Below are 23,638 nucleotides of genomic sequence, written 5' to 3' on the forward strand. Positions count from 1 at the left end.
CCCGTGGCACCGCTGCGCCGACGCGCGTTGCCCGGCTGGCGGCGCGGCCGGCACCCGGCTCAGCTAGTGGCACCCGCGGAGCCGTTGCGTGCGAGCAGGTCGCGGATCTCGGTCAGCAGTGCGACGTCGTCGGAGGGTGTCTCTGCCGCCGCGTCATCTTCGGCCTTCTTGCGGGCTTCAAGGCGCTCGTTGAACTTGTTCATAGGCAGAACAATGAAGAAGTAGAGTGCTGCCGCGATGAGGAGGAAGTTGACGAGTGCGGTGACTACGAAGCCTGGTTGAATGGTGGCGTTCCGGAAGGTGATTGTCCAGATTTCGTTGAAGTTCGGTTTACCGAAGACGCCGGAAACGAACGGCATGATGACGTAATCGACGAGGTGCTGAACAATCGGCTGGAATGCGCCTCCGATAATAATGCCCACGGCCATGTCTACGACATTTCCGCGTGTGATGAAGTCTTTGAATCCCTTAAGCATGAAGCTCCCTTACAGTCCTTTTGTAGTTGACGGTTGAGCGGGCGAACGCAGCGGCGATCGCCGGGCAGGGGCGTGGCCCATCATGCAGGATCTAGTAGGACGACCTGCATGGTCGTCCTCGCTCCATATCCGAGGACTAGACTAGCGGCATTCTGCGGCACAGACACGTACAGAATGCGAGTGTTACTCTCTTCACTGAGAAAACCGCCGCTCGACTCTGTGAGTCCGACGCCAACCACGGTGGCTTTGTCAGTGACAAGCACGGCCTCGCCGGTATCCGCATAATCATCGGGTGGTGCGTAGAGCGCAACCGACGCTCCCGGTTGCGCCAGTTCTTCCGTCCCGTCGGCGGTTATGGTGACGGATACGATTACACGCCCGGGTGGAGCAGAAGCGAGAAAGTCGCTGGACAGCAGCATCGTAGATGACAGTGGCATTCCGGCGGGTAGAGAGGTGGTCAGAATGCGATCTGTGGCGGCGTCCGTCTGTGTGAGAACACCGTGCGGAACTAGATCGCGTGGCACTTCCACAAGTGCGAGGTCACTGCCGCCAAGCTTCGACCCGGCAGATAGTTCGCGGGAAGAAACCACAACCTGTGCCATCGGCGTTTTAACCTCGGAAATGGCGGAAACCACGGCGGATAACATGGCCAGCACGGTCAGCGCTGCGAGGAGGTAACGTAAGCGCCACAGCGTAGCCCGTAGACGAGTCAATCTCATGCACTCACGTTAGGAGGAAGGAGCGAGCGCGTGCCCGCGTCATTCGCACACTGTGGATAGGTGCCGCATCTCACCGTCTGTGGGGACACCGAGCGATTCACACCGAGCAGCAATGCTGCAGTCAGCATTTCAAAGTGCGGCGCCAGGGGTTTCGTGAAAGATATCGGCGCCAGGCGCCTTGGGACTTCAAGGCGGGGTGGTGCCACGTGTGGCTTGAAAGAAATCAAAACCGCGTGGCGTGAAAGAAACTGACACCAGGCGTCTCGTGATTTCAAGGCGGGTGCGGCGCGAGGCGTCTCGTGAAGGTAAAAGACTGCGGCGGAAAGTAATGGCCGCGGCGGGTGGATCGGCTACGATGCGTTACTTGTGGCGCGGCCGGGAGCGCTGGTGGACGCCTTCGTCTCGCTCTTCGACGACGAGTCGACGCTGGAGGAGTCACTACTCGATGCTTTAGAGTCCCCAGGCGCGGAGGAAGAATCAGCATGTGAAGAGTCAGCCGAGCGGAGCGCACCGGAGCTGGAACGTGCGTCGTTGTGATAGAAACCGGAGCCCTTGAAAACGATGCCGACAGAGTTGAATAACTTGCGCAGGTGACCGCCGCACGCCTCGCACACCGTCAATGGGTCATCAGAGAACGACTGATGAATATCGAACTCATTCCCACACGCGGTGCAGTGATACGAATACGTTGGCACGCTTAGGTCCTTTCCCTGGCAGTAACTCCGAGTGTCAAGAATACTCCGAATTCGCCCGGTCGGCTGGCGCACGGGATACCCAGGGTCAGTCGGCGCCATAATACGCGCCCGGTCGGCTGGCGCATGCGATTGCCGATGAGACCCATCCTTTAGAGGACGGCTACAGGCTCCGTCGCACCGCAGGCGCCCCACCGATCAGGAAGGAGCACGTAGCTGACCTGCTGATCGGTATCGCATTGCGGTAGGTCAATATCCACGTATTCTTCCGGATACACCATTGCGCCAACGCGGGTTTCGGGTCGGATTTGTTTCAGGACGCGGTCGTACCAGCCGCCGCCCTGCCCAATACGGTTTCCGTGATGATCCACCAGCATGGCGGGAACGAGCATAACATCGACCTCCGCGAGGATTTCCGACCCGATGGCGTCGCCACTGGGTTCGGGAGGCCGACCGGGAGCCAACACCGCCAAATCGTCGGCGCCGCGGTACCATCCCCATTCGCGTGCCAAACCGGGCCCAAGCTTCGGCAGCAGTACCCGCCGCCCTGCCACGATTAAGGCTTCACAGAGTTCTAGCGTGGGAGGTTCGTTATTCACGGAGGCATACACGGCGATGATTTGAGCGTCGTCGATAAAATCCATCGCGGTGGCCACCCACTGGTTGCCGAGTTCGCCACGAATGTTGGCGGGCCGCCGAGAACGGTGCTCGCGCGCCGTTGCCCGCAACACCTGCTTGGCGTCTTCCACATCCATGCCTGAGACATCAGGGAGTGTCACCCTGTCCATACGCATAGCCCCATTCTTGCACGCCAGGCGTGCGCCCGCCATCGCCATGCACCCATTCCAGTGGGAGCAACCGGGGAGTTATCCCCAGCTGGCGGCGATTCACAGGTAATCTGGGTGTCGGAGAGTCGGGACGACATCAGAAGCCGCGGGAGGACACCATGAAAAGCGTTGCCAGACACCTCGACGAGTGCTTGGAGGCCGCGAAGCCGCTCCCGCCCTTTGACGTTGAACTGTCGGACGCTTTTTCTTGCATTCTTGCCGAGGACGTGCGATCAACGGTGGATGTGCCGGTGGCGGACCTGGCAGCACGAGACGGGTACGCTGTGGCGGCCTCCGACACGCTGGGAGCCGCTGACGATCCCGTCCGTATGCACGTGGTGGCCGACATGTATGCGGATTCCATGGAAACGGTCCGCCATGTGGAGGGTACGGCAGTGCGCATTGCGTCGGGTGCACGAATGCCCGGTGGTGCGAACGCCGTCGTCCCCCTGGAGAAAACGGATCAGGGAACTGCGGAGGTGTTGATCAGCGTGTCTGTTCGCAGTGGCGACAACGTCCGCCAACAGGCCGAGGATCTCGCCGCGGGCGAGGTGATCCTGGAACGGGGGACGCGCATATCCGCCCGCCATATCGCCTTGCTAGCGGCTGCGGGGCGCTCGCGGGTCACGGTACGGCCGGCGCCGCGCGTCGTCGTTATGAGTGTGGGCGACGAACTCGTCGAACCGGGGCGCCCGTTATCGCCCGGCAAGGTGTACGATGCCGACTCCCATGCTTTGGCGACGGCGGTACGAGCAGCCGGTGCCGTGGTCTACCGGGTATCTGCGGTGTCAGACGAGAAGCGGACGTTGCGCGACGCGCTGGAGGATCAGCTGGTGCGCGCGGACGTGATCATTACCACCGGCGGCTTGTCATACGGTGGGGGAGATACGGTCAAGGAGGTCTTGTCGCCCTCGGCTCGGTACGTTTCGACAATGTGGCCATGAGTCCGGGACGTCAAATGGGAGTCGGGACGGTCGGTGATGGCACGCTGATCTTCTGCCTGCCGGGTGACCCGGTTGTGGCGTTGGTGGCATTCGAGGTGTTTGTGCGTCCGGCGCTGCGGAAGATGGCGGGATACACGCATTTGAATACGCGCATGATAGGCGCGCGGGCCGCGCGGGGACTTGTATCCGACGCGGGATTGCAGGACTATGTGCCGGTCAAGGTGACGGGTGGACCGGCAGACGGCTACGAATTCTCCCCAACAGGAGAATCGAGGCATCCGCTGCTTAATGGGCTGGCGAGCGCGAACGGTCTAGCGGTGGTACCGGCAGATCAGACCACGGTGGCGATTGGTGACACTCTGGAGTGCATGATTCTCAACGGGTGACGGCCACTCCAAGTGGCCGTCCAGTTGTAGCTGGCATTGAGTGCGCGACACTCTGCGGATAGGTACTATCGCCATGCACTGCGTAGCAGGCCCGGGCCGGAACGGCGGGTGTAAACGCGAGACGGCAATGGTATACGCCGACGCGGTACCAGAGCCTATTCAACCGTGGTTTTTCGATGGCGGTTGATGGAGCGGATACCCGGGAGAGGCAGCCGCAGGCGAACGAAGTAAGCGCAGGTTCGCGGAGCGAGGGCAAGACGTGTGACGTAGGACTGCGAAGTGCGGCATGTGGGTGATTCGCCACGGGAAAACGGCAACACGCGCCCGATGCTATCGGCCATCGGGGCAGATCGCCGATAGCGTTGGAACATGGGCATCGAGGGATACGTGGTGGCGTTTGTAACGGCGCTGCTCCTCGTGTACGTGATTCCCTATTATTACCGTCGCACCATGGTCCTAGCGGAAGCGCGGATTGACGAGCGGTACGCGGAAGATCTGCGGATGCTACGCCTTCCGGCAGGGCAGGTAGCTGAGCATGCGGCAGATGGACGTGGTGCGCATGGCACGGTTTTCTTTCGCCAGCCGGAGGTCGTTATGAGCACGGAACGAGGATCCCAGGGAGTGGTTCCTGCCGGGAAGAGTACTCGGAAAGGTAGCCTCACGCGGGGAGCTCTGGACGCCAGCAACGCGGTCAGTGCGGCAACTGATGTGCGTGCACTGGCGAAAGCACGCGCACGCCGCCGTGCGCGCATTTCGCAGCGGGTCGCCAAGCAACAGCGTGGACTACTCGGTGGCGGCGCATTGGGCGTTCTCGCGGTTGTTTTCTGGATTCTCGCCGCAGCCACCGCTTTTCCGGTAGGGGTTGCCCTGGCGGCGACGGCGGTTACCGGCGTGTACTTCGTAGGCCTCGGGTACATCATGTCTGAGATGAATAAGGCCTCGCAGGCTGACCGTGAGACGATCACGGAAATCAACGCGAAGCTCGGCACCGGCAGCATGCGGCGGGAGGCCTCCGGCACGGCACGCCGCCCGAGCGCCCCCCGGTCGCGGACGAGCCGCAGCACTCCCGCCGATTCCGGCTCTTCTGATTCCCGGAAGGGGTCTGGCGTCATAGCGCGGAGTGCGGGAATGCCGCGCCGTGATGGCAAGGCTGCCAGGCCGTATGGGCAGGCGCCTGTGCATGCGGCTGAGCAGGCCGGAGTGTCCAGGCGGGGCGCGCAATCGGCAGTAAGCTCTGCTCGGAAGGCGCAGGGTGCGACGTATCCCGGTGAGCGAGAAGCACAGGCTGGGCGGCGCGAGCAACTGACGAGCAAGGCGTCGACAGGTGCTGCGGATGGTCGAGCGGAAGGCGACTTCCGGGTGGATGCCCCGCGGCGTGAGCGAGGAGACCGCGTGGAGCGCGGGAGTCATATGCCGCAGCGCGGCGGGGATGGTCCCTCGGCGCGCGCGCCCCATGGCATTTCTTTGACACTTGATGAGTCCTTTGTGGGGGCGCAGCGCAGGCGCCGGGTGCTGCAACGGCTGATCGGGCTGAGCGGAGTGCTGCGGTGGCTGTACAGGCAACGGATGCCGTGGATGCTCCCAGTTACACCCTCAAACCGCGCCAGATTGAACGGCGTGTGGTGGCGCCGTATCGGGCTCCCGCCGAGCAAAAGGCGTCGGTTCCCTATCGCCCGCAGCGTGTAGCAGAGAACTACGATTCGGCGAGAGCGTCGGCCACGTCGTCGGCCACGTCGTCGGCCACGTCCGTACAGGCGACGGCGGGTGAACGCGACGTCGAGCAGCCTGGGCAGAAGGCTGCGGGGCAAGTGGCTGCGGGGCGGACGGGTGAGGGTACTACATTTAGCACCGCGGCTCGGCCGCATGCCGGCGGACAACCCGATGGCTTGGCCGGCGGGTCGGTGCTAGACGCGTTGCTAGCGCGGCGCCGCGCCTAGATTGCTTCTGGCGGGCTCCGCTCGCAGTGCCGCGGAATCGCGGGGAGACGAATCGGGCAGTATCAGTTATGCGCCCGGGTCTGCTTTGGCGGCCCCTCGTACAAGGCGCTCTGCGGGAGTAACGCCAGGGCTTCAACCCGTTGGGCATCCTTGGCGGTTCAGACGGCCAACGTGTCTGTGTGGGTGAGCGAATGAACCTCCAAACGGACTGATACTGATGGGGCGGCCACCACGTTTGCGTGGGCGTAACGCCAGGGCCGTAACCCGTTGGGCATCTCGACCGACAAGGTTCCGATGCAGAGTGGGTGTGACATCATTGGCACGGCCTAGATGTGCATACCGGCGCTGCGAGTGCTAGGCTAATGAAGTCCTAGGGGCTATGGCGCAGTTGGTAGCGCGTCTCGTTCGCAATGAGAAGGTCAGGGGTTCGAATCCCCTTAGCTCCACCAATGAATGAAGATCGGCTGGCACATGCCGTGTCGAAGCGGCAGCTCGATCAGTACATGGCAACGTCATACCCTGCATTTTCGGGCGGACCTTTGCCACTATTCGTACCCCATGCCGGTGAGCTACTGGAGCGGTGTCGTTCGGCCGTGCGGGTCTCTGCCCACTAATCGCAGCTCGCGTCGGTAAGGTACTGGAATTGTATTGTTCAGCAGTGCGGGTCTCTGCTGCTATTCCCATTTCGTGCCGGTGAGGTGTGGATCGCTAGCGTTCGACTTCTGCTCGCTAATCGCGCCTCGAGTCGGAACGAACCGCAGCCCCTAACGAGGCATCCTCCTGGTGGGCAGCTGTCTGTTGCATTAGGAGCTGTCAAGGGGGAGACGTTGGGGCCGCCCCGATGGTTCGGGACGGCCCCAACATTCAACTGTGGTGCCCGGCGTGCGGATTCGGGCTACTCACATGGTGAGCGGTTGGACCTACGATGTTCGTGGCTCTCCGCTTCCGCCACCGGTTGCCGTGCCGTCTTCTTCACCACTGGCGGCCGACGGCGTCGTGCCAGCAGTCGAGGCGCCAACGGCAGCGGATTCGGCGTCGTTAGCAGTTGCACCGTTAGCAAGTGCCTTTGCCCGCGCGCGGTGGTTCATCACGATCAACAGTCCGGCGGCCACGGCTCCTATCACTGCGACGACGGCGGTGATGATGAAGATGTAGCGGTACCCGGTAGCCGGGTCATCGGCGTAGCGGTCGGTTAACGAACCGTTGAGCCGGTATGCCCAGAAGATCGACGCATACGCGAGGAACGACCCCACAGACATGGCTCCACCGGAGATCCGCTCGGGGAGGTTGAGTTCCGCCACCGGAGCCAGGATCACGGACTTTCCGAGGAAAGTCGCCACCGCTACCACGATCAGCATGATCAAGATGGGCCAGATCATCGCCTGCGAAACGGGCAGTAGTGTGACAATCACACACGCCACAGCAACCATGCCTAAGGATGCCGCCATCATCTTGGTGGAGGACTTGAAAATGTAGTCGGCGAGCAGACCAGAGATTAGACCCGCAAACACGCCTACCAGACCGGTGTTGAAAATACCGAAGGCACCGGCCATTCCCTCCGAAACCTTGAATACCTGCGTGAGATAAGGAGCCGATGTGTACATGAGGTTGATGTAGCACCAGTACACAGTCAGCGCGGCGAGTCCGGCAAGCCATACCCGCGGCTGAGCCAGCACCTTGAGAAGACCGGTCAACGCAGCGGCGTTGTCAGAATGCCCCTCTTCCTTGGCGACCTTCGTGTCAGGAACCAGACGAGCCACCGCGATCATCATGGGGACGAGGAGCAGTGCGTAAGCGACCGCGAATACCTTCATAATGGTGGTGGTGTAGTCGCTCCAAATCATCATGCAGACGACAATGAGTCCGTTCATGAGGAACTCAGCGGCGCGGCGAATCGATTCGAGCAGACCCATGGCCAGGCCCTTGCCCTCTTTATTCTGGTCGGCGGAGAGGATGGAAACGCCATTTACGACTGCGGGCCAGACTATAGCGTCAAGAATGCCCCATGATATGGCGATCCAGCACATGATTCTGAAGTTCGGCGTGAGCAGGAACAGAATCAAGTAGGTGGCCAGTCGCCAGCCGAGTGACCAGAAGATGATTGTGCGCACCTTGAAGCGGTTGTTGATCCAACCGGCGGGTACGTATAGGAAGGTTGCGATGCCGATCCAGGTCATCAATGTGCCGAACTGTTCGCCGGAGATTCCGAGGACGTTCTGCAGCGGGATCATGAGTGAGCCCTTGAAGGCTTCGAAGGCAGAGTAGATGATCTGCCCGGACATTACGACGGTGAGGAATGGTCCTACTCGGCCCGACGAAGGAAGATTGGGATGCGTGACTTGCGGGGGGGGTATCGTTCTTGGTAACGGACAAGGTCGTGCTCCTTGAATTGTTGCGTGTGTTGAGTGTTGGTAAATGCCGTCAGACCAGGTGCATCATCTGGTCGGAGCAGTTCGTGAAGACTCCGGTGCAGCCCCAGTTGAACAGTTGATTCGCCCGGTCGACGTCGTCGACGGTCCAAACGTTGACGCCGAAACCGGCCTCGCGGAACTGCTTGACTTTAGAAGCAGTCAGCCCGGAATCCTCCGGGTGGATGTACGTTGCTCCGCAGAGTTCCAGTACTGCGAGCCAGTCGTCATAGAGTGCTGCAGTTTCATACAGGACCCCGATCGCATATTGCGGATGGCGCTGATGGAAGGCCATGAGAAGCGGCTGTCCGAACGAGGAGATGATGATCTGGCGCTCTGGATCGAGGCGTTCGAGCTCCTTGGCGACGGCGTCGATCAGGAGAATCGTGCGCTCTGCCCCTTGCTCGTTCTGCTTGATTTCGATGTTGGCGTTGACTTTGCGTTCGTTGAGGAAATCGATGAAGTCGGACAGGCGAGGAAGCCGTGCTCCCGCGAACTCCTTTCCGTACCACGATCCGGCATCGATATCTTCGAGGTCGGCAGCGGTCAGGGGGTAGAAGCTTCCGGCGCGGTTTGTGGTGCGGTCTAGCGTGGAATCGTGGATGATCACTGGTGTGCCATCGGCGAGGATATCGACGTCGGTTTCCAGCCAGGTCGCGCCACGATCCACCGCGAGTGCGAAGGCCTCTAGTGTGTTTTCTGGAGCTTGACTCGATAATCCTCGATGTGCAAAGACCGCGCGCTCGAATAGGGGGACCAAAGCAGACGCTATGGTGTCCACTAAACCTCCTTTGTCTAGTCGCATTAGAGTGAGACAACCTTACATAGACTATGACCTGGGTTACTAATCGACAGCTCTGGCTGCACACCCGTGCTCGGACTGGAGGAAGTGTTGAACGGATATGCAACACTCTGGTTGGTGGGTGGGGTTGCTACAGACTGGTCGATGCGACTACTACCGAGAAATGGAGGACTTCGCGAGAAGTGTAGGTTTTTTCGCGTAGTTTCTTGAAAAACCCGACACTTCTTCACGGGTCTGCGGGGTTGAGGCGTGGCGTAGCCCGCAGGAGCGGGGAGAGCACAATTACTCCGCTATGCCGGGATCTGTGTGAAGGATCTGCTCCAATGCGGCCACATGTGCCGCGACGGCGTGTTGCCCTTCTTCCGTCAGCTTGATCCATGTCAGGCGTCTTCGATCTTGCCGGTTGGGCGAGGTCTCCTTTCGAATTTGGATATAGTCGGCGTCGCTGAGTACGCGGAGGTTCTTTGAAAGGTTGGCATCGGTGATTCCCAGCAGATCCTTGACGACGCCGAATTCCAGCTCGGTCACCGGCTGAAGCAGAGCGCAGATTCGCAGTCGATAGGGGGAATGAATGACCTCGTTGAAGGACGGTGTGATATCGCGTGCCACGGGTCTATTCGCCTTGCGCAATCTCGCGACGCATTGCGTCATCCTGCCTGTGACCAAGAGTTACGAGGAGGATGAATTGAATGGCCACCACCGGGATACACCAGGAGAGAGGCTTGCCCGCCAGCCCAATCATTCCCGCAGTCGCCATTGTAAACAGGAGGACGAACAGGCGGGTGTAGTAGTAGGCCTTACTGCGGCGGCCGCTCGGCATCGCGGAAACGCCGTATATTGCGGTATAGGTACGTTCAAGCAAGAGGATCGCGAGGATGCTGAATACGAGAAAGCCGGTGAAGGCGGGGTAGTGAGACTGAATTGCGAGGCCAAAAGTCATTGCGCCGGCGATCATGCCGAGGATCGGGTGGTACCACAGTGGAGTGGCGGCGCGTGCTGCTAGAGCGGCTCGGTCGGCACCGAGTGTATCCAGCGCGTCCTGCGCTTGGCTTTGCGTTGGTTGCTTGATCTCGCCGGTTTTCGATGCGGCGTCGCGGGAAGTTGCTTCGTCGTCTCTGGTCGTCGGGACGCTGTTGGATATGGGGGTATTGCTGCGGGGTGTGGGGGTATCGCTGCGGGGTGTGGGGGAATTGCCTGGCGTATTGTTGCTGGCCGTCGGAGTTCCGCCGTCAACCTTGGGGGTGTCATGGTCGTGGGCGGGCGTGTTGTTCGGTGCGTCTGCGTTGTCGCCAGGTGGCGAACTGTGTTGGTCGGGTCCGACGTCGTCGGGAAAATTGGATGAATCTGATCTCATGGAACAACTCTAACAATCACTTGCCAAAGTGGCAAGCGATTGTTGAAGGCGCTCGCTGTGGATTCCTGTGCGGTGGCTTGGCCGAAGGGCCCGGCGGCGAGTGTTCTCGAGAAGTGTAGGGTTTCTCGAGAAGTGTAGGTTTTTTCGCGTAGTTTCTTGAAAAACCCTACACATCTTCAAAGATGTGCGGCGCCTATGAAACAGTCGCGCGGGTGCGGGTGCGGCAGGTGTGGCGGTGCGCATAAAATCGTGCCATGACAACGCCGTTGGAACGCATTACCGCGCGCATCGCCCCTTTTGGCGACGTGGACGCCGATACCTTCTCCCCGAAGCCCCTGCTGACCTTGGAGGAGTTCTTTGATGACAACGATGTGGTGGGCAGCATCCTGTGCAACGTCGTGCTCGACGAGGAAGGATATGACGCTCCCACGCCACAGCAGGTTCGGGCCGTACTGGAGGCCATTCGGGCGCGCGACGACGTCGATGATGTGCGTGTCGCAATCGGAATGTTCGACGATCCGGACTGGCCCTTCGCCGAGGAGGTTGTGGTGGTAACCGACGCCGATCCGAATGTGGTGCTCGGTTGGTTCCCGGAGGCCTACGCGCCCGATGCCGTCGCTGCTGCCGGCGACGAAGAGTATGAGGATATCAAGCATTCAGTCGAGCGATTCTGCATCTGCTGGTGGGACTGAAGCGGGTGTAGTCAGCGGGGTTTTGTCGGTATGCCCCGCGTGCCCTGCAGCGTCAGACCGGCCGAGCATGGTCTCATGCACTGGGCTCATGCCCTGGCTGCGCTGCATGTGTGCGACCGGCAACTGGGAGGGGAGAGTGCCGTGCAAGCAAGCGGATCACCGGCTGGTTGCCTTCCAGTCGGCAGTCACTCCTCGCACAGGCGGAACACGTATCCAGCACTTCCCGGCGAACTCAAGTTGCGGTCGCGCAGCACCATGGAGCTAGGCGCATCCGGACGGTGGCAGTATTCCTCAAATGCGGCGAAACCGGCGGCGTCGTCAGTCTCCTCATCCACGTATTCGATGTCGATCACGTGATTGCCATACACCGCCGTATAGTTCTGACACTCGTTGTAATCCATGCATTCCTCAACGACGGCGAAGTCGAAGCCCGCAGAGTCGTGTAGTTGCCGTGACGCCTCTGCACTGTTCTTTTGCCCGGCGGCCAGGCCTTCACGATGTGCTATCTGCACAAAGAGCCTCGCCTGAGCAAGGTTGTCGCCCAGTGACAGAGCTTCGCCCGAGCGCGTGTAACTGTCTAGATTGTCGAACTCCACGGCGTTGAAGCCGTCACGGGCGCATTGTTCGATCCACGGTTCGACGATGGCGGCGATTTTCTCGCGATTGGAGCTGCTCGAAGTGTCCAGGAGAACCTCGTCGGGCCAGTCGGGGTCCGCCAGTGGTGCGCCGTCGGCGTGTAGAAGGAGATCGTCTGGCCATGCCTCGCGCTCCTCGGGCTGAGTTTGAAATCCGTTGATGTAGCAGATGGAGTACAGGCCGCCTGCGGGGGGATCGTGGTGATCGCGTCCGACGACGCCGACGGCAGGGTCGGGTGTGTAGGCTCCGGCCAGTTGATAGTCAGGCTGAGCGTCGGTAGGCGGCAAGGTGACGTCTGCTGCTGAGTCCTCGGAGGTGTGGGAAGCATCGGTGGTACCGGAGTTTGCGTTGCTGGAGCTGGAAATGCCGGTGTGCGGAGCCGCCGGTGTACAGCAGGCGAGGAGGAACGCGGCGATCAGGAGCACGGCGGCGCGATGGCGTGTGGGCCGTGTGCCGGAGGATGGTTGAGGGGCCATGGGCTTCTTCCGTGTGGACTCTGCGGTGCATTCACAGTCTAGGGGAGGTGCGACCGCAGTGGCGCGGCGTAGCCAGTTGCGGAAGGCAGGTGTGGTCTTAGTTTAGGGGAGGTGCCACCGCAGTCGCGATGAGGCGCGGTCAGAGAAGTCTGCGCGTTCCCATGCGCATACCTTGTTGCGTAACCACTGTGCTTTTGTCACGCTGGTAATAGCAGATAATGCATCTTGCCCTGATATTCAAAAGCTGTGGCCGAAGGGGAGTCAATACCTTTCTGGACGACGTGCCGCACAGATTTCGCGAGAGGGGAGCGCTCTGACAATGTCGCGGTCGTGCGAGTCGTGGGTGGAGACGCCGACGGGTTGGCAATAGCTGTATTAGAGGCACGACCATGTTGCTGTTGTCTATTGCGGACTCCGGGATAGTTCACAATCAAGGGGAGTCAATGATCGACTGGAAGAAACGCTTTGTACTCAGACCTAGCATGTCCAGCGCGAACATCTGGGTGAATCTGAGCTGGGCGGGTAGAGAGCCGGAGAAGCCGAGCATTCTGCCTGATGGTCGCGATTGGGAAGAGGTTCTGTATGGCGGCGGCGTCGCCGCGTTGCCGGATGACCTGTGGCTCGAGCTGTGGAACAGCGGGAGGTGCGTTGATTGGCTCTGGGGCGGCTTGAGCGAATGTATTGTCTCGCAGCGGTTCTTGCAGATTCTCGTTGAACAAGGGGTGCCGGGTGTTGAGTATCGCCCGTTGACCATTCGGCGGAGGCGGAGTGCCGATATAGAGGGGTACTACCTGCTGCTGTACCTACCCGCTCCCGGCGCGGGCAGCGTGGTGCGGCGCTACCCTTCTGATGGGCGTACGCCCGGCATGCTGGTTGATGGTGCGGTGGCTGAAGCAATCCTGGCGGCGCAACTCGCGGGCGTCTCGATGACGCCTGCGGAGGAAGAGTACGGCGAGTTGGAACAACGACGCCGCGAAGTCGAATGCCGACTGCAGGCCTTCGGATCGCCCGTAGGCGTGCTGTCTGGCGAAGCGAACGTGTTGCCGAGCGAAGCGGGTGCGCAGACCTGCAAAGAAGGCGTGTCGGCGGGCCAAGCGGATGGGGTGGCGTATGAAGCGTGCGAAGTGAATGAAGCGGAGGCGCCAACAGGCCGGACGGTGAGGCCAGTAGATGGGAACAGACGTCCGGCGTCCGATTGGGATAACCGCTTTATTCTGCATGCGAGTGATCTCGTTGGAGACGCGAACGCGATGTCGGTTGAGCTCAGTTGGCCGGGCAAAGATCCGGGGCGGCCCCATCGCCTGCCCGATGGGCAAGAGATCGGTGAGGTCCTTATCACAAAGGGAATCGACGCGCTGCCGACGGAACTGTGGCTCGATGTTGTCAGCTACGGCGAGCAGACCGACTGGCTGTGGACAACTGACTGCGGGCCGGTCGTTTCACGAAGATTCTTGGATGTGCTCATCCTCGAAGCTGTGCCTGGAATTGAGCACCGCCGACTTTCGGTCAGATGGCCGTCCGATGCCACGGCGCAAAACGTGCCGTCCGATGCCACACCGCAGAATGCGCTACCCGATGATGAGTCGCTGGACACAGCGGAAACAACCGGCAACATTGAGGATTACTTCCTCCTCCGCGTCCACGCCACGGGCCCGGATGCTCCGCTGCGGCTCTTCCCGCGTAACGATCCCCACGCCTATCGCTTGGACGTAGACGCGATGCTCTTCGAGAAGATCAAGAACGCCGGGCTGACGGAGATCAGCGCAAGCACAGCGCGCGGGATCTGGGATGAGCTCAGATCCGAGGCGGCATGGCTGGACAAGCTGATGGGGGAGCTCATGGCGGAGTAGTTTGCGGTGCAATAGCGGCACCCACGCAGTGCCCGGCCGTCGTCGGTCCCATTTGTGGACGGAACGGGACCGGTGCGCTCACCCCATAGCTCCCTTCTGCCAAGTACGCACCACGGCCAAGGTGTACTTGAGGCCCTAACACTGCCAGGTTAGTAGTTCAACTAGTACCTGAAGACCTGAAATGGCGCAATGCGTGGCAACAAACGGTGTCGTTTCGGCCTGTACAGTCGTGGCTGGTCAGCACTTCTGCCAGAGACTTCGGTCCATGCGGCGAGAGTGCTGGATGTGGGCGTGCTGTGAGGCGCTTCTGGCACGGCTCGCGCTTACCTCATGAGAGTCCGGCTTGTGCCCGAAGAGTCGGCCACTAATCCGGCGTCATACGCGCGACGACGTTATGACAATGCAGCCACTTCCCGGGGCACTGATTGAATGGGTGATCCTGTAGTCGTTCGATTCAACGTTCTGGTCCCAAAGGAATCCGAGGTGTTCGGCTATGTATAAGAGGACTTCGTTCATGTGGACTTCTTCGGCGTGCGGACGTGTGCTCGGACGTGCGATGCTGCGCTGACGTCTGAAGAGTCCAACTCGTTGCCATCCCTAGCGTCTAGAGCCGCGACAACTTCTGTACGCGGTGGCTGATTCATCGATGCCATCATGAAAGACAACGGACATCTTGGCCTCCGGTGACACCCGCGTTTTAATGCACAAGCGTGACATCGCAGAACACGGCACCGGGAGCCCACTCCTCCCAAAGAATATCAATGACCGCAATCAGTGTGGTCGCTGTGCTGCTGCGCTCGGCGATGAACAAGATCTGCCGGTCGAACTCGCATAGCGCCCTCACTAGTTCCCAACTCGGCGCTGTGTGCATTCGTATGACGCCGAGATGTGGTTCGCTGCCGCATAGCACATCGTATCCGTCAATGGTGCCTGCACTGTGATGCTGACATTTCAAATGATCTATTACGCGAAGGCAGGCATCTTCCAGCGGCAGGTTGCGCAGCCACGTCGAGTTCGCCGTGGAGATTACGGGATGCTTATTCGGACTAGTCGAATGGCGAGGCAGAGGATCTGTCGCGCTGGTCGAGATCGGGTTGGCGTCGTCGCATGGTTGAGGAGTCTCACCACTGGGTAAGCCGCAGTGGTCTGCACCGCGTGGATTCGAGGAGGGGCTGAGAACCTGCTCTGAGCGCGCGCGAGCATCGAGCTGTCGAATGGTTTCGGCGAACTGCTCCGATAGCGAGTGAGCGGTGCTCTCTGTGCCTGAAGTGAGAAGCACATTCTCGACGCTGGGACAGCCCGGCGCCGCAAACCGCTTGAGGATGGCGCGCAGTTCTTCCCGGAAGGGGGCGACCCGGCGCTCAGCGATGAGGAACTCGATACGCTGCTTGCGTTCTTGGGGATCCATATCTCTGCTCATAAGAGTGCTTTCTTCATCGGCTGTGATTCATTCTTTCACGGTGCAACACGATGAGTGCACGGTGCAACACGATGAGCACACCATGCCGCGAGGTTTCGGATCAGGTGCACTCCGCTTTGCGCGAAGGGTGGAGGGACGGCTAGAAGTCGTGCCTGGCGCTGCGCTTGAATAGTGGATGATGAAGCTGAAGTATGCGAATAGTCCTTTGGGCGTGCCGCGAGCGACGCCACGTGTGCCGCGGCGTTTCCGCCTGTTGGCGGCTTTGACCGGCCTGGCGCTCGCGCTCGGGGTGCTCAGCGCATGTAGCAACGATGGCACTACCCCCTCCGGACCGCAGGATCCGAGCGTATCCGGTTCCGGGGCTCCAAGCGTGGGAGCGGAGACGCCGTCGGACAACGCGGCGGATTCAAGCACACCGGTGGATGCTTCAGATGGCTCCTACAAGGTGAGCACGCGCGAGATCACCGTCCCCATTGGTGACCAGTCCATTTACGGCGTTGCCTACCTGCCCGATACGGATACCCCGGTTCCTCTTGTCATCATTTCTCACGGGTTGGGGATCACGCATGAGTCGGTCGGCGAGTATGCGCGCTTCCTCGCCAGCCACGGCATCGCCGCCTATACCCCGGATTTCCGTGGCGGTAGCACCATGAGCCGCAGCGACGGCGAGACCACCGAGATGAGCGTGATGACGGAGGCCGACGATATCGAGGCCATTATGGCCGCCGCCACCGGATGGGAGTTCTTTGACCAGGAGAATCTCTACCTGATGGGGGAGAGCCAGGGCGGGGCGGCCTGCGCCGTCGTTGCCGCGCGGCGGCCCGACGACGTCGACAAACTTGTGCTTCTCTATCCCGCGTTCGTCATCCCCGACGTCGTGCGTGAGAGTTATCCGTCTCGCAGTGACCTGCCCGAAACCTTCTCTATGTTCGGGTGGATGACCTTGGGGCGTGTCTACGGCGAAGACGTGTGGGATTGGGACTTTGAGGCGGATGCGCGCAGCTATCCGAATCCGGTGCTCATCATCCAGGGGACTGCTGACGTGGTGGTACCACCCGCCTATGCCGAGCGCGCCGACGCCGCCTACCCGGATTCACAGCTACACATGCTGGAGGGCGCCGGGCATGGTTTCTACGGGTCCGAGGAAGGCACGGCCAAACAGTACGCGCTGGATTTCTTGCGGTAGGCGGGTACGACTCATCCCGCTGTTGGACGGGCAGGTATGCCGCCGCGATGCGAAGGACGTTGTCTAACCTTCGAGGTGGCACGCTACTTCCGCAACGCACCGGCGAGCAGTGTTCGACGCCCACATCCCGGTAAAGGCCGCAGAATCTGACCACGGCCACGCCAGGGAGTCGCCGGCCAGAATGACGCGGCGCCCGTATGCATGGCGGCGATAAGCCGCGATGTGGGAAAGACGTCCGGGCGGGCTGGTTGGCATGGCGTACGGGATTCGGATCACCGCGTTGGAGGGCGCCATGTGGGAGGGTGCCCTGTCGGAGGGCGTTGTGTTGGAGTGCGCTGTGTTGGAGGGCGCTGTGTTGGAGGGTGCGGCGTCGCCCGAATCGTCATCCACAAAGGCATCCCGGAGTGTCGGTTCCCACGCCAAGAGACTGTGCCGTGCGGCGGCAATGATCTTCGCATCTGTTTGGGCGGCCAGCACGTGCGCTTGCGAATCGGAGAACATGCAGGTGATGACGTCGCGCGAACCGCCGGAAGAACCGGAATCCGGGACGTGACCGGCGCGGCTGGCCACACATAGTGCGGCGAATGGCCCGGTATCCGGGTGCGCGAGGACGCCGTAAGCTCCTTGCAATTCCGGCCGGCCTACACGCCGCCCCAGTCCTAGGCCCACCAGCAAACCGCTGCTATAAGGTACCTGTGTCACGGCCGTTTCGTAGTGATCGAGCGCCATAATTCCGTCTGCGTGAGGTCCGGGGACGGCGACGACGACGGCGTCGGCCCGGTAGTCACCGCGATCCGTGCGAACAAGGACCTCCGATGCGGCCTGCGCTATTTCGGTAACGGTGACCCCGGTGTGTACCTCCAACCGAGCGGCGAGTGCATCAGTCAAGGTGGACAGACCGCCGCGGATGGTAAGGGTGTGCTGGCGCAGGCCGTGTTGCGCCATGGCCGCTACTGCTGCGGCAGAGCTCGCTTGTGTGTCTTGGAAGTAGAAGCCGTGGTAAGCGGGGCGCCATGCACGTTCCAACATGGCATGAAGCCCTAGTTCCTCTGCCCATTCGGTGGCCGGGACCGCGTCGAGCGCTAGCCAGTTCAAGGGATCGAATGTGCCGTTGCGGCGGTAGCGCGTGCCAAAACGTGCCAGTCCGGGAACCGCCGCGCCGGCGTCGCGCAGGGAGAGGATGCCGGCTCGCACCGCAGACGGCGGCAAGCTGGCTCGAAATGCTCGAATCTGGCCGTCAATGGCAATTGCGCTGCCGCTGCTGAGATGCTCCAACTTGAGATTCACGGCGGCGGCAAGCTTCGGGATAATCCGGTAGGCGTCGGTCACGAAATTGGCGCCTGCTTCCATCGTGCAACCGTTGACGGTAATGGAATGGAACCTGCCTCCGGGTCGCGCTGCTTTGTCTACAACGACGACGTCGATACCAGCGGACTGTAGCCGCCAGGCGGCGGTGAGGCCGCTGATTCCGGCGCCGACGACGATTGCCGTGCTGCTGCTACCAGAGGATCGACGCTGCGCCATTAACATCTCCGCGGGTAGTAAAGGCTCTGGCCATTTCTGCGTTGCCTGTGTCAAGCAAGAGGCTCGACCGGGGATCTAACAAGCCGACCGTATCGGAGACTCGACTACCGGTCAAGGCTCGATCATGAGTACTTTCAGGAGTAGCACACATTGTTGAGGGCTGGGCGGTTTCGGTGTGGGCGGTTTGCACGTCGGTGCGCTGGTGGAAGGGCAGGTTCCCGTCGTAGCAGGGCCGCTCGTGCATGCTGTTTCCTCCTAGTAGTGCACACCCGCTGAGTACCAGCAGGGCTGCTAGTAGTAGCCTGGTCAGATGTTCGATGGGTCGTCGTATGCGCATGGTGTTATACGGCTGTCCCGGCCACGACGTTGGCGAGTTGTTCTTGTGCGTGGCTGTTATTGACCAGGTAGCCGGAGTGCCCGGTGACAGTCGTGTTCGCATCTGAACCCCTCTGCACATAGTGATGACCGGAGGTGGATCAGTGCGACGGGGATGTGCTCGAGTCGCTGGTTTCGGGACGGCAGCCGGTGGTGTAGCTCAATGAGAGAGTTTTGCCGGAGGTGGATGTCATGACAGTGACGTAGCCGCCGTCCTCGGTGTTGAAGATGTTTACGAAGCCACGCTTTTCTTCGGAGATGTCGACTACCTCGGTGAATCCGAGTGGTTCCAGCTCTTCGATCACGATGTCTCGTAAGTGTGGGAAGTCCTCTATCGGAAGACCAAATGCCCGGCCCTGTGTCCGGAGGTCGTACTTTCCTTTGTCTGCGCCGTCCTCGCAGTATCCGAATCCGACCTCGTCGAGTGTCTCGATGTCGGTCCAGTTTTGTGGTCCGTATTCGGCATCGATGCGGTTGCGGACGCGTTGTAGGGCGCTGGTCAGCCCGGTGTGGGCGGTTTCCACGTCGGTGCGCTGGTAGAAGGGGAGGTTCCCATCATCAAAGGACCGCTCATACATGGTGTTTTCTCCGAGTAGTGCACACCCGCTGAGTACCAGCAGGGCTACTACTAGCAGCCCTGTCAGGCGTTTAACGAGTCTTCGTGCTGGCATGGTGTTATCCGGCTGTCCCGACCACGACGTTGGCGAGCTGCTCTTGTGCCTTACTGTTATTGACCAGGTAGCCGGAGTGCCCGGTAACCGTCGTGTTGGCGTCTTTTGGGTTCAGGTGGGTGAAGCCGTCATCGTAGTAGGGATCCTTACCCAGTGCGCCGCTGCCGGGCGGGACACCATCACTACCAGAGACAATCGCGTTGCCCCACCCCATCGGATCGTTGTCAAAGCGCAGCACGTAGCGGTTATCTTCGGGGACGTTCATGTCCCAGGATCCGTGGAATACTCCGGGGGAACCGAACACGGCATACCCGTCCACCACACCCGGCCGGGCCTGCGCCACACCGTAACTCGAGGTGGTTGACCCGTAGGAATGCCCGAGCACGGTCTGATAGACCCCTGACCCGGTGCCGTCCACGTTGCGGGAGTCCTCAATGCCCTCCACGAACGCGGCCAGCGAGTCTCCACCGGTCTCCGCCCGGCCAAGACCTGCCGCAGCCGGCACATCCGGTGGAGCGTCATACCCCATCCACGCCACCGTCGCAACAGACTCACCGTCTGTATTTCCATTGGCGATCCTTCGCAGATTCTGCATGTCCTTCGTCAGTCCGGGCATGTCTTCGACGGTGGTGGTCATGCCGGGGACGTAGGTGGCGACATAGTCGGCGGTGTCCACGTTGCCGACCGCGATGGCGGCGTGGGTCAGTTCGTTGCCCGGGCCGCCGGTGGCGGGTTCATAGAGCAAAAGCTGAGTGTGGCTACCCTGCGCGAGGGCGTCTTTGATGGACAGTATGTCGTCGCGTTGGCGTTCCAAGTCTTGGAGTTCGGTCACGAGCGCCGGATCCTGGTAGGAAATATTATCGCTGGGCTCCCCTGGCTTTGGTTCCTTGTAGTTGAGCTGTCCCTCCAATTCTGCAATACGCTGCTCGACGGCGGTCAGGTCCTCGTCTAGGTTGTGCTGGTTGGCTTCATTGCGTGCCCAGGCATCAATACCATCCAGGTTGCCCAACTGGCGTGGATACTCCCGGATCATGCGCTGGCGTTCCTCGTCGGTGAGTGCGTCCCACCATGCCGCCACCTCCTGCGTGGAGGCGCCCACCGGTGGCGAATCCGCCAGGCCTGGCGTGTCCGAGAGGTCCTCCACCTGGGAGGCCTTGCCCTGGCCCACCGCATCGAACACCGCCTTCAACGCCGCATCCACGTCTGCTGCCTTGTCTAACGCGTCGCGTACATTTCTCTGCGCGGCATTCAGGGCCGCCTCGCGTTCTAGTTTCTCGTCAATATCCAACCAACAAGCCGGAGTCGGATCACTCACGTTCCCGGACGCCGATATGTCGAAACCAAAGAAACCTGCCCGTGACAGGGCCTCGCTCACCGAGAGGCGTACTTCGGCCACGCCGTGCTGGGCGGTGGATAGCCCGCTGATCAGGTCACCGATTAAGCCGAGGACTAGTTCGGATGAGTCTTCTAAACTATCGCGTCGTTCTTGTGCGGCGGTTGCTCCGGCACCTGACCAGCCGGAAGTGACGTCAATGCTCTGGATGTACTCGCCGACGGTGTAGGCGCGTTTGCGGATTCGGATTAACGCATCTATCGCCAGGTCTAACGCGTCCTCTTTCCATCCCAGCACGTCTTCCCAGATCACGACCACACCACCTTGTCTTATTCGTTGACCAGTGCGTCGAAAGCCGTGAAGTCCACGTCGGTGCGCTGGTCGGTTGCCGTATACGAGGCCAGTGCTCTGTTCAGTGCGTCCTGATACCCGCCCAAGGCCTCCGAGAGCTTCCCGGCCGTCGCGTCCACCGACCCGGCCACAACCGACGCCGAGCCTGCAGCATTCCCACCCGGCATGGCTGACCCCACAGCGTCCAGCACGTCACCAAGCTTGACCGTCACCGCCTCATCCCGCGCGTTCCCCGCCACCGAAGCCGCCTCCTCCACACTAGACGAAACCACCCTCAACTCCGACACCTTCTGCTCCTTTGCCGTCATAGGACTGCTGTCATTCTCCGAAACCGTGGCCCTGCCCCCAGCACCGGCAGTACTTCAACTCGTGAAGCTCGCACCACTGACGAAACAGGAGCCGTTCCACGGCAATTTCCGTTAGCGTAAGTCGTGTACGGTTCTTGTGCAAGTGTTGCGATACAGGTGCACTGGCGAGCATCAGGTGTGCCGGGGCGACGATTCCTGCGGGTTTTTCCCTCCAGCACAGCCATAGGCGCTGGAAGTGGTGCGAACATGGGACGGCTGCCGTTGGCGTAGGTGCTTTCGCCAACGCTCGGGCTCTGGCAGAATTGAGGCAGGGATCACCATATCCCGACTTCGATAACTGACAAACTTCCCACAAGGAGGAATCATGGCCGATACCGTATTTCGCAAGATACTCAGAATAAGCGGCGCGATGGTAGCAAGCGCAAGCGCCGCATATGGAGTCTGGGTCGCAATATTCTATGAAGGGGTTATCCCCGCTCTCTTGCCCTTTGCCGCCGTCGCCACCGTCGGCGCGGTGCTTGCCGCATGGGGTGCCGTGCAGGCCAGCAGAACGACGCTTGCTGTGGGAATGGCGATGCAGATTCTCAGCCCGACGGGCGCCGCTTGGATACTCTCTTTGCTCATAGGGCTTATCGGAATAGGTCTGTTGGTCGGAGGACCGCTCTTGCTCAATGGAACCAGCCGGGCGCAGCACGACCCTACTGATCCGGTGCTCTATTACGGGATGCGGGGGAGTCATATTTGATTGAACTCAGGGACATCACCGAGGAGAACTTTCCCGCCGTCGTCGGGATGAAGCGTCCTGAGGGAGAGAATTACGTCGCCTCAAATGCGTACTCGCTTGCGCAGGCGTGGCTGTATCGCGATAACGGCGACGTGTTCCCCTACGCGATCTATGATGGCGAAACTCCAGTGGGATTCCTGCTGCTCGACGAGGATACGTCTGAGCGGACGCTGCGCATCTGGCGGATCATGTTTCCGGAAGAGCACGCGTGCAAGGGGTATGGAAGTGCGGCGATACGCCTGGTTCTGGAGCGGGCGCGGCGAATGACGGACAAGTTCGACGTCGTTGCCTGCGACTGCGATCCTTCGCACACGCGGGCGCGGCATGTGTACGAGAAGCTGGGTTTTGTTGCCACCGGCCAGATCAATCATGGCTCGGATGAGCTGGTGTACCGGCTGACTGCTTCCGCTTGAGCAGGGGCTTCGCATCGGCGTCGAGCAATAGTGGCGCGACGGCGGCCGCGAGTATAAGCGTCGTCGCCCGATTCTTCGTGAAGTCCTCAAGAAAGGAGGCCGTCCTAGATGCCAGGATTCCTGCCATGCTCGCGGAGGAAGACCGTGGCTATGTCGAAGTTATTCCGGTCGATTGGAGGCACTCCCACTCGCATCTGTGGCGTCGTCCGGGCCGACGACCCGTCCATCCTCCAAATTAACCAATAAGACCCCGCTGTTCGGCTCGTGCTTCGGCGTGCACGCGATCCAGCCCTCGTCCGCTTTCCTCGCGACGTCGAATCCGTCGAGCGCTAGGCGCTGGGTGGCCCAAGCGACACCGGTTGAAGATATTGCCACAATGTTCAAGTCAGTAATGAGCAGTAGTAGCTGCGGGTCCGGTACTTCTAGCACGTCGACGACGTCGTGGCGCGCCTGCGCAACCTCTGTGAATGATTTCGGATCGCGCACATCACCGAGGAAGGCCGTACCACGGGCGACGATGCAGGCGATCCACGGGTGCGGCGAGGGGTACGCGCCGCTGCAGGTAGGTATCCCCGGTGTTGGGGAGTGGATGCCGAGAGTGTATGAGGCATGGTCTGGCCTGGGTGCGTCACCTGGTTCCACCAGATAGGTCTCCATATAGGAACCGAAATCTTTGCCGAGCTCGTAGTCGGGTTGTCCTCCGGGAGGCAGGTCAACGACGCCAAGACGATACCTGCAAGAGAAGGTGTGAAACTCTGTTGGCATTCAGTGCCCACCGCTCTGGTTCAAGTGTTCCGCTAGATAGCGCCCCGTAATCGATGCCGGATCGGATGCGATCTGCTCCGGCGTGCCACTGGCGACCACACGGCCACCCGCCTCGCCGCCACCCGGCCCCATATCGATGACCCAGTCGGCATTAGCGATCATATCCAGGTCATGCTCGATCACCACCACACTCGCCCCCTGCTGCACGAGGCGATCCAGCACGCCCAGCAGCACGCGCACATCCAGCGGATGCAGGCCAATACTCGGCTCGTCGAGCACGAAAACCGTGCCGTGCTGGTCGCGCCCCAG

General features: G+C 60.9%; 23 protein-coding genes, 1 tRNA gene and 2 pseudogenes. 9 read left to right on the forward strand and 17 right to left on the reverse strand.

Features of this window, described 5'->3' with window-relative positions; genetic code table 11:
• Nucleotides 1-59: 59 nt before the first annotated feature.
• Both mscL and DDD63_RS01680 read right to left on the reverse strand, forming a co-directional pair.
• Nucleotides 60-476: a large conductance mechanosensitive channel protein MscL gene (mscL, locus tag DDD63_RS01675; protein WP_108714913.1), complete on the reverse strand. Its 417-nt coding sequence runs from the start codon at nt 474-476 to the stop codon at nt 60-62.
• 80 nt (nt 477-556) lie between these two features.
• On the reverse strand, nt 557-1,195 hold the full coding sequence (locus tag DDD63_RS01680; RefSeq protein ID WP_108714914.1) for an SAF domain-containing protein: 639 nt from the start codon (nt 1,193-1,195) through the stop codon (nt 557-559).
• Between the two features lie 366 nt (nt 1,196-1,561).
• Here DDD63_RS01680 and DDD63_RS12660 point away from each other — a divergent pair, with 366 nt between their 5' ends.
• Nucleotides 1,562-1,732, forward strand: coding sequence for a hypothetical protein (locus tag DDD63_RS12660; protein WP_240611506.1), 171 nt, complete (start codon nt 1,562-1,564; stop codon nt 1,730-1,732).
• A gap of 65 nt (nt 1,733-1,797) precedes the next feature.
• Here the strand turns inward: DDD63_RS12660 and DDD63_RS12665 are convergent.
• Both DDD63_RS12665 and DDD63_RS01690 read right to left on the reverse strand, forming a co-directional pair.
• Nucleotides 1,798-1,989: pseudogene (locus DDD63_RS12665) on the reverse strand (FmdB family zinc ribbon protein); the annotation flags it as partial.
• 50 nt (nt 1,990-2,039) lie between these two features.
• Entirely contained in the window at nt 2,040-2,681 is a 642-nt protein-coding gene (locus DDD63_RS01690; RefSeq protein WP_108716595.1) for a 5-formyltetrahydrofolate cyclo-ligase, read from the reverse strand.
• 152 nt (nt 2,682-2,833) lie between these two features.
• On the opposite strand from DDD63_RS01690, the pseudogene glp reads away from it, so the two are divergent.
• The 3 genes and pseudogenes from glp to DDD63_RS01705 all read left to right on the forward strand — a co-directional run bounded on the left by glp (nt 2,834) and on the right by DDD63_RS01705 (nt 6,430).
• Nucleotides 2,834-4,044: pseudogene (gene glp, locus DDD63_RS01695) on the forward strand (gephyrin-like molybdotransferase Glp).
• Nucleotides 4,045-4,413: 369 nt separating this feature from the next.
• Complete coding sequence (locus tag DDD63_RS01700; RefSeq protein ID WP_108714916.1) at nt 4,414-5,730, forward strand: hypothetical protein; 1,317 nt, start codon at nt 4,414-4,416, stop codon at nt 5,728-5,730.
• A 624-nt stretch (nt 5,731-6,354) separates the two neighbouring features.
• Nucleotides 6,355-6,430 (forward strand) — tRNA-Ala (locus DDD63_RS01705).
• A 471-nt stretch (nt 6,431-6,901) separates the two neighbouring features.
• Here DDD63_RS01705 and DDD63_RS01710 read toward each other — a convergent pair.
• The 4 genes from DDD63_RS01710 to DDD63_RS01725 form a co-directional block, all read right to left on the reverse strand.
• A complete protein-coding gene (locus DDD63_RS01710; protein ID WP_108714917.1) occupies nt 6,902-8,263 on the reverse strand; it encodes an MFS transporter in 1,362 nt (453 codons plus the stop codon).
• A gap of 139 nt (nt 8,264-8,402) precedes the next feature.
• Complete coding sequence (locus DDD63_RS01715) at nt 8,403-9,170, reverse strand: glycerophosphodiester phosphodiesterase family protein (protein ID WP_240611325.1); 768 nt, start codon at nt 9,168-9,170, stop codon at nt 8,403-8,405.
• 303 nt (nt 9,171-9,473) lie between these two features.
• Complete coding sequence (locus DDD63_RS01720; RefSeq protein ID WP_205647285.1) at nt 9,474-9,800, reverse strand: transcriptional regulator; 327 nt, start codon at nt 9,798-9,800, stop codon at nt 9,474-9,476.
• Between the two features lie 4 nt (nt 9,801-9,804).
• Nucleotides 9,805-10,545 carry a hypothetical protein gene (locus DDD63_RS01725; RefSeq protein ID WP_108714920.1) on the reverse strand — a complete coding sequence of 247 codons (741 nt, stop codon included), beginning with the start codon at nt 10,543-10,545 and terminating at the stop codon, nt 9,805-9,807.
• A gap of 254 nt (nt 10,546-10,799) precedes the next feature.
• On the opposite strand from DDD63_RS01725, the gene DDD63_RS01730 reads away from it, so the two are divergent.
• Nucleotides 10,800-11,237 carry a hypothetical protein gene (locus tag DDD63_RS01730; protein ID WP_108714921.1) on the forward strand — a complete coding sequence of 146 codons (438 nt, stop codon included), beginning with the start codon at nt 10,800-10,802 and terminating at the stop codon, nt 11,235-11,237.
• 185 nt (nt 11,238-11,422) lie between these two features.
• Here DDD63_RS01730 and DDD63_RS01735 read toward each other — a convergent pair whose 3' ends face one another.
• Entirely contained in the window at nt 11,423-12,349 is a 927-nt protein-coding gene (locus tag DDD63_RS01735; protein ID WP_108714922.1) for an endo alpha-1,4 polygalactosaminidase, read from the reverse strand.
• Between the two features lie 482 nt (nt 12,350-12,831).
• Between DDD63_RS01735 and DDD63_RS01740 the strand changes: the two genes are divergently transcribed.
• Nucleotides 12,832-14,199 carry a hypothetical protein gene (locus DDD63_RS01740; protein ID WP_108714923.1) on the forward strand — a complete coding sequence of 456 codons (1,368 nt, stop codon included), beginning with the start codon at nt 12,832-12,834 and terminating at the stop codon, nt 14,197-14,199.
• A gap of 697 nt (nt 14,200-14,896) precedes the next feature.
• Here the strand turns inward: DDD63_RS01740 and DDD63_RS01745 are convergent.
• On the reverse strand, nt 14,897-15,619 hold the full coding sequence (locus DDD63_RS01745) for a hypothetical protein (protein ID WP_125482397.1): 723 nt from the start codon (nt 15,617-15,619) through the stop codon (nt 14,897-14,899).
• A gap of 175 nt (nt 15,620-15,794) precedes the next feature.
• On the opposite strand from DDD63_RS01745, the gene DDD63_RS01750 reads away from it, so the two are divergent.
• Nucleotides 15,795-16,805 carry an alpha/beta fold hydrolase gene (locus DDD63_RS01750; protein ID WP_108714925.1) on the forward strand — a complete coding sequence of 337 codons (1,011 nt, stop codon included), beginning with the start codon at nt 15,795-15,797 and terminating at the stop codon, nt 16,803-16,805.
• A gap of 63 nt (nt 16,806-16,868) precedes the next feature.
• Here DDD63_RS01750 and DDD63_RS01755 read toward each other — a convergent pair whose 3' ends face one another.
• Genes DDD63_RS01755 through DDD63_RS01770 form a run of 5 tightly spaced genes read right to left on the reverse strand, consistent with a single transcriptional unit; the run spans nt 16,869 to nt 21,346 of the window.
• Entirely contained in the window at nt 16,869-18,329 is a 1,461-nt protein-coding gene (locus DDD63_RS01755) for an FAD-dependent oxidoreductase (RefSeq protein ID WP_164505410.1), read from the reverse strand.
• Entirely contained in the window at nt 18,304-18,768 is a 465-nt protein-coding gene (locus tag DDD63_RS11945; protein WP_125482398.1) for a hypothetical protein, read from the reverse strand. The genes DDD63_RS01755 and DDD63_RS11945 overlap by 26 nt, the downstream gene beginning before the upstream one ends.
• A gap of 37 nt (nt 18,769-18,805) precedes the next feature.
• Nucleotides 18,806-19,375: an LppA family lipoprotein gene (locus DDD63_RS01760; protein WP_108714927.1), complete on the reverse strand. Its 570-nt coding sequence runs from the start codon at nt 19,373-19,375 to the stop codon at nt 18,806-18,808.
• Between the two features lie 4 nt (nt 19,376-19,379).
• Nucleotides 19,380-21,020 carry an alpha/beta hydrolase gene (locus tag DDD63_RS01765; protein ID WP_125482399.1) on the reverse strand — a complete coding sequence of 547 codons (1,641 nt, stop codon included), beginning with the start codon at nt 21,018-21,020 and terminating at the stop codon, nt 19,380-19,382.
• A gap of 17 nt (nt 21,021-21,037) precedes the next feature.
• Nucleotides 21,038-21,346, reverse strand: a complete 309-nt coding sequence (locus tag DDD63_RS01770) for a hypothetical protein (protein WP_125482400.1) — start codon at nt 21,344-21,346, stop codon at nt 21,038-21,040.
• A 385-nt stretch (nt 21,347-21,731) separates the two neighbouring features.
• Between DDD63_RS01770 and DDD63_RS01775 the strand changes: the two genes are divergently transcribed.
• Nucleotides 21,732-22,112: a hypothetical protein gene (locus DDD63_RS01775; RefSeq protein ID WP_108714930.1), complete on the forward strand. Its 381-nt coding sequence runs from the start codon at nt 21,732-21,734 to the stop codon at nt 22,110-22,112.
• Entirely contained in the window at nt 22,109-22,564 is a 456-nt protein-coding gene (locus tag DDD63_RS01780; protein WP_108714931.1) for a GNAT family N-acetyltransferase, read from the forward strand. The genes DDD63_RS01775 and DDD63_RS01780 overlap by 4 nt, the downstream gene beginning before the upstream one ends.
• Nucleotides 22,565-22,723: 159 nt before the next feature.
• Here DDD63_RS01780 and DDD63_RS01785 read toward each other — a convergent pair whose 3' ends face one another.
• Together DDD63_RS01785 and DDD63_RS12670 are read right to left on the reverse strand one after the other, a co-directional pair.
• Complete coding sequence (locus tag DDD63_RS01785) at nt 22,724-23,329, reverse strand: hypothetical protein (protein ID WP_108714932.1); 606 nt, start codon at nt 23,327-23,329, stop codon at nt 22,724-22,726.
• Nucleotides 23,330-23,608, reverse strand: coding sequence for a hypothetical protein (locus DDD63_RS12670; RefSeq protein WP_240611326.1), 279 nt, complete (start codon nt 23,606-23,608; stop codon nt 23,330-23,332).
• Nucleotides 23,609-23,638: the final 30 nt, after the last annotated feature.

It is taken from the genome of Actinobaculum sp. 313, assembly GCF_003073475.1.
Taxonomy (GTDB): Bacteria; Actinomycetota; Actinomycetes; order Actinomycetales; family Actinomycetaceae; genus Asp313.

Coding starts and splice junctions, on each gene's coding strand:
- mscL (WP_108714913.1), bottom strand. CDS start 476: ATGCTTAAGGGATTCAAAGACTTCATCACACGCGGAAATGTCGTAGAC.
- DDD63_RS01680 (WP_108714914.1), bottom strand. CDS start 1,195: ATGAGATTGACTCGTCTACGGGCTACGCTGTGGCGCTTACGTTACCTC.
- DDD63_RS01690 (WP_108716595.1), bottom strand. CDS start 2,681: ATGCGTATGGACAGGGTGACACTCCCTGATGTCTCAGGCATGGATGTG.
- DDD63_RS01700 (WP_108714916.1), top strand. CDS start 4,414: ATGGGCATCGAGGGATACGTGGTGGCGTTTGTAACGGCGCTGCTCCTC.
- DDD63_RS01710 (WP_108714917.1), bottom strand. CDS start 8,263: ATGTCCGGGCAGATCATCTACTCTGCCTTCGAAGCCTTCAAGGGCTCA.
- DDD63_RS01725 (WP_108714920.1), bottom strand. CDS start 10,545: ATGAGATCAGATTCATCCAATTTTCCCGACGACGTCGGACCCGACCAA.
- DDD63_RS01730 (WP_108714921.1), top strand. CDS start 10,800: ATGACAACGCCGTTGGAACGCATTACCGCGCGCATCGCCCCTTTTGGC.
- DDD63_RS01735 (WP_108714922.1), bottom strand. CDS start 12,349: ATGGCCCCTCAACCATCCTCCGGCACACGGCCCACACGCCATCGCGCC.
- DDD63_RS01740 (WP_108714923.1), top strand. CDS start 12,832: ATGTCCAGCGCGAACATCTGGGTGAATCTGAGCTGGGCGGGTAGAGAG.
- DDD63_RS01745 (WP_125482397.1), bottom strand. CDS start 15,619: ATGAGCAGAGATATGGATCCCCAAGAACGCAAGCAGCGTATCGAGTTC.
- DDD63_RS01750 (WP_108714925.1), top strand. CDS start 15,795: ATGATGAAGCTGAAGTATGCGAATAGTCCTTTGGGCGTGCCGCGAGCG.
- DDD63_RS01755 (WP_164505410.1), bottom strand. CDS start 18,329: ATGGCGCAGCGTCGATCCTCTGGTAGCAGCAGCACGGCAATCGTCGTC.
- DDD63_RS11945 (WP_125482398.1), bottom strand. CDS start 18,768: ATGCGAACACGACTGTCACCGGGCACTCCGGCTACCTGGTCAATAACA.
- DDD63_RS01760 (WP_108714927.1), bottom strand. CDS start 19,375: ATGCCAGCACGAAGACTCGTTAAACGCCTGACAGGGCTGCTAGTAGTA.
- DDD63_RS01775 (WP_108714930.1), top strand. CDS start 21,732: ATGGCCGATACCGTATTTCGCAAGATACTCAGAATAAGCGGCGCGATG.
- DDD63_RS01785 (WP_108714932.1), bottom strand. CDS start 23,329: ATGCCAACAGAGTTTCACACCTTCTCTTGCAGGTATCGTCTTGGCGTC.